The 3,140-nt window shown below is 66.8% G+C and carries 3 protein-coding genes; all 3 read left to right on the forward strand.

Annotation, left to right across the window (positions count from 1 at the left end):
* The first annotated feature begins 123 nt into the window (after positions 1 to 123).
* The gene (gene sucB / locus Y705_RS0115585; protein ID WP_026533524.1) at positions 124 to 1,977 is read left to right on the forward strand and encodes a 2-oxoglutarate dehydrogenase, E2 component, dihydrolipoamide succinyltransferase; all 1,854 of its coding nucleotides are present in this window, start codon (positions 124 to 126) and stop codon (positions 1,975 to 1,977) included.
* A gap of 47 nt (positions 1,978 to 2,024) precedes the next feature.
* Entirely contained in the window at positions 2,025 to 2,456 is a 432-nt protein-coding gene (locus Y705_RS0115590; protein ID WP_026533525.1) for an OsmC family protein, read from the forward strand.
* Positions 2,457 to 2,596: 140 nt separating this feature from the next.
* Positions 2,597 to 3,140, forward strand: a 544-nt coding sequence (locus tag Y705_RS23330; protein ID WP_253908658.1) for an NAD-dependent epimerase/dehydratase family protein, incomplete at its 3' end; no start/stop codon positions are given.

The following is a 3,140-nucleotide window of genomic DNA, read 5'->3' on the forward strand; positions in this document are numbered from 1 at the left end:
CGCCCGGCCGGGAGCGGGTGGACTAAGCTCGCAGATAAAGCACCACAGCAACCTCAGCTGATCCGGCACCGCTGGTGGCCCAGCTGCCAAGGATCGAACTAAATAAGGAGAAACGGGGACACTATGTCTGAATCCGTGAACTTACCCGCTCTCGGTGAAAGCGTCACTGAGGGTACCGTGACGCGATGGCTCAAGCAGGTCGGTGACCGCGTCGAGGTTGACGAGCCGCTGCTCGAGGTTTCGACCGACAAGGTCGACACCGAGATTCCCTCACCGATCGCCGGAGTCATCGAGGAAATCCTCGTCGCCGAGGACGAGACCGCCGAGGTAGGTGCTCCCCTGGTGCGGATCGGCGACGGGTCCGGTGGGTCCGGTGACTCCGGTGACTCCGGTGACTCCGGTGCGGAGGATTCCGGGAGCGCGGCTCCCGAGGAAGCTGCCGCGGAGCCCGAAGCCGCCCCTGCTGCCGAGCCGGCAGAGGACGAACAGGCCCCGGCTCCCCAGGAGACCGCGGCGGAACCTGCGCCGGACAGCGGCAGCTCCGAAGGCACCGAGGTGACCCTTCCCGCACTTGGCGAGAGTGTCACCGAGGGTACGGTGACGCGCTGGCTCAAGGCCGTCGGCGACGACGTCGAGGTGGACGAGCCGCTGCTGGAGGTCTCGACCGACAAGGTCGACACCGAGATCCCCTCCCCCGTTGCCGGCAAGCTCCAGGAGATCCGCGTCAACGAGGACGAGACAGCGGAAGTGGGTGCAGTTCTCGCCGTCATCGGCTCGGGCGCCTCCGCCCCTGCGAAAGCCGAAGCCGGGTCAGGGGAACCGGTCGCGGCAGCGCCGGCCGAGGAACGCAGCGATGCACCGACGGAGAAGCCTGGAGCCGAGAAGGAGGCCCAGCGCGCCGACACGACGTCGGAGCCCGACGAGCCCGCGCAGGAAGCCCCAGCTGCTCCGTCGCAGGCGCCGGCGAAGCCTTCGGAAGAATCCGCGCAGCCCTCCGGGCCCGAGACCGGCGGGTCCTCCGACGCGTCGGCCTACGTCACTCCCCTGGTGCGGAAGCTCGCCAACCAGAACAGCGTGGACCTGGCGTCGGTCAAGGGGACCGGGGTCGGCGGACGCATCCGCAAGCAGGACGTCCTCGATGCGGCAGAAGCCCGGAAGGCAGAGGAAGCGGCGCCCGCCCAGTCCTCCGCGTCCGGCCCAGCCGCTCCGCAGCAGCCTTCAGCCCCCGCCGCTCCTGCCGCCGAGCCCTCGAAGCTGCGCGGCACCGTGGAGAAGGCACCGCGGATCCGCCAGACCATCGCCAAGCGCATGCGGGAATCACTCGAGGTCTCAGCACAGCTGACCCAGGTCATCGAGGTGGACATGACCCGCGTCGCGCGCCTGCGCACCGCGGCGAAAACCACGTTCCAGGCGCAGAACGGCGCGAAGCTGACCTTCCTTCCTTTCATATCCAAGGCGGTGACCGAGGCACTCAAGCAGCACGCCAAGCTGAACGCCTCGTTCGACGAGGAGAAGAAGGAAGTGACCTACCACGACGCCGAGCACCTCGCGATCGCGGTGGACACCGAGAAGGGCCTCCTGGTTCCGGTCATCCGGGATGCGGGGAACCTCAACCTGGGTGGTCTGGCGAAGAAGATCGCCGATGTCGGTGCGCGCACCCGCAGCGGGAAGATCGGCCCGGACGAGCTGTCAGGCGGCACGTTCACCATCACCAATATCGGGTCGGTGGGAGCGCTGTTCGATACTCCGATCATCAACCAGCCACAGGTCGGCATCCTCGGCACGGGGGCGATTGTCAAGCGCCCGGTGGTGATGACCGACGCCGACGGCGAGGACACCATCGCCATCCGCTCCATGATGTACCTCAGCCTGACCTACGACCACCGTCTGGTGGACGGCGCCGATGCGGGCAGGTTCCTGCAGACGCTCAAGTCCCGGCTCGAAGCCGGCGCGTTCGAGGCCGACCTCGGCCTGTAGGGAAGTTCCAGCAGCACTTTTCCGCACTGTCAACGCAAGGAGAAAACATGGCTACCGTTCGTAAAGCCCACGCCGTCTGGTCGGGTGACCTTCCCACGGGTTCCGGTCAGGTGAGCCTTGACTCATCGGGCCTTGGGACCTATGACGTCACCTGGAAGGCCCGCGCGGAAGAGTCGGGCGGAAAGACCAGCCCGGAGGAGCTCATCGCTGCGGCGCATTCGGCGTGCTTCTCCATGGCCTTCAGCCTCGCACTGGGCGAGGAGGGCAAGACCCCGGACCGACTCGAAACACATGCCGAGGTCGACTTCGTACCGGGCAAGGGCATCACTGCCATTCGCCTGACGCTCAGCGCACGCGTCCCCGGCCTGTCCGAGGACGATTTCCAGCGCCTCGCCAACGATGCGAAGGAAGGGTGCCCCGTGTCCCAGGCCCTTGCCGCGGTGAAGGATATCTCGCTCAGGGCGACCCTGGAGTCGTAGGAAGCAGGATCAGGAACAGCGGGTCGGGATCTGGAATCCCGGCCCGCTGTTCCTGTCGGGAACCCGAGGAGGGCCCTCCCAACGGTCGCGCCTGCTGACAGCCGTTTCCCGGATGGCACCCGGGGTGGTTCGATGGTTCCATGCGCATCCTCATCGCCGGAGCATCCGGCACCATCGGTACGGCACTGGTTCAGCAACTCCGCGGGACCCATGACGTCCACCGACTCGTCCGGCGTAAGCCTTCCGGCCCCGACGAAACCTACTGGGATCCCTCGCGAGGAGAGATCGACCTGTCGGCCATCGAGGAAGCCGACGCGGTGGTAAATCTTTCCGGCGCCGGTATCGCGGGACGGCCCTGGACGCGCAGCTACAAGGAGATCCTCTACTCCTCCAGGCTCAATCCCACCAGGACACTGGTTGATGCAATGGCGCGCGCGGAGAACCCGCCCGCGGTGTTCCTCAGCCAATCGGGGTCAAACTACTACGGTGACCGTGGTGACGAGATCCTCACCGAGTCCTCCGCTTCCGGAAACTCGGTCCTCGCCGACATCTGCCGGCGGTGGGAAGCGGAGGCGCACCTGGCGCCGTCGTCCGTGCGGGTGGTGACGTCCCGCACCGGGATCGTGATGTCCACGAGGGGAGGTGCCCTGCCCAAACTCCTGCTTCCGCTCCGCCTTTACGGCG

Source organism: Arthrobacter sp. H41 (assembly GCF_000520535.1).
GTDB lineage: Bacteria > Actinomycetota > Actinomycetes > Actinomycetales > Micrococcaceae > Arthrobacter_D.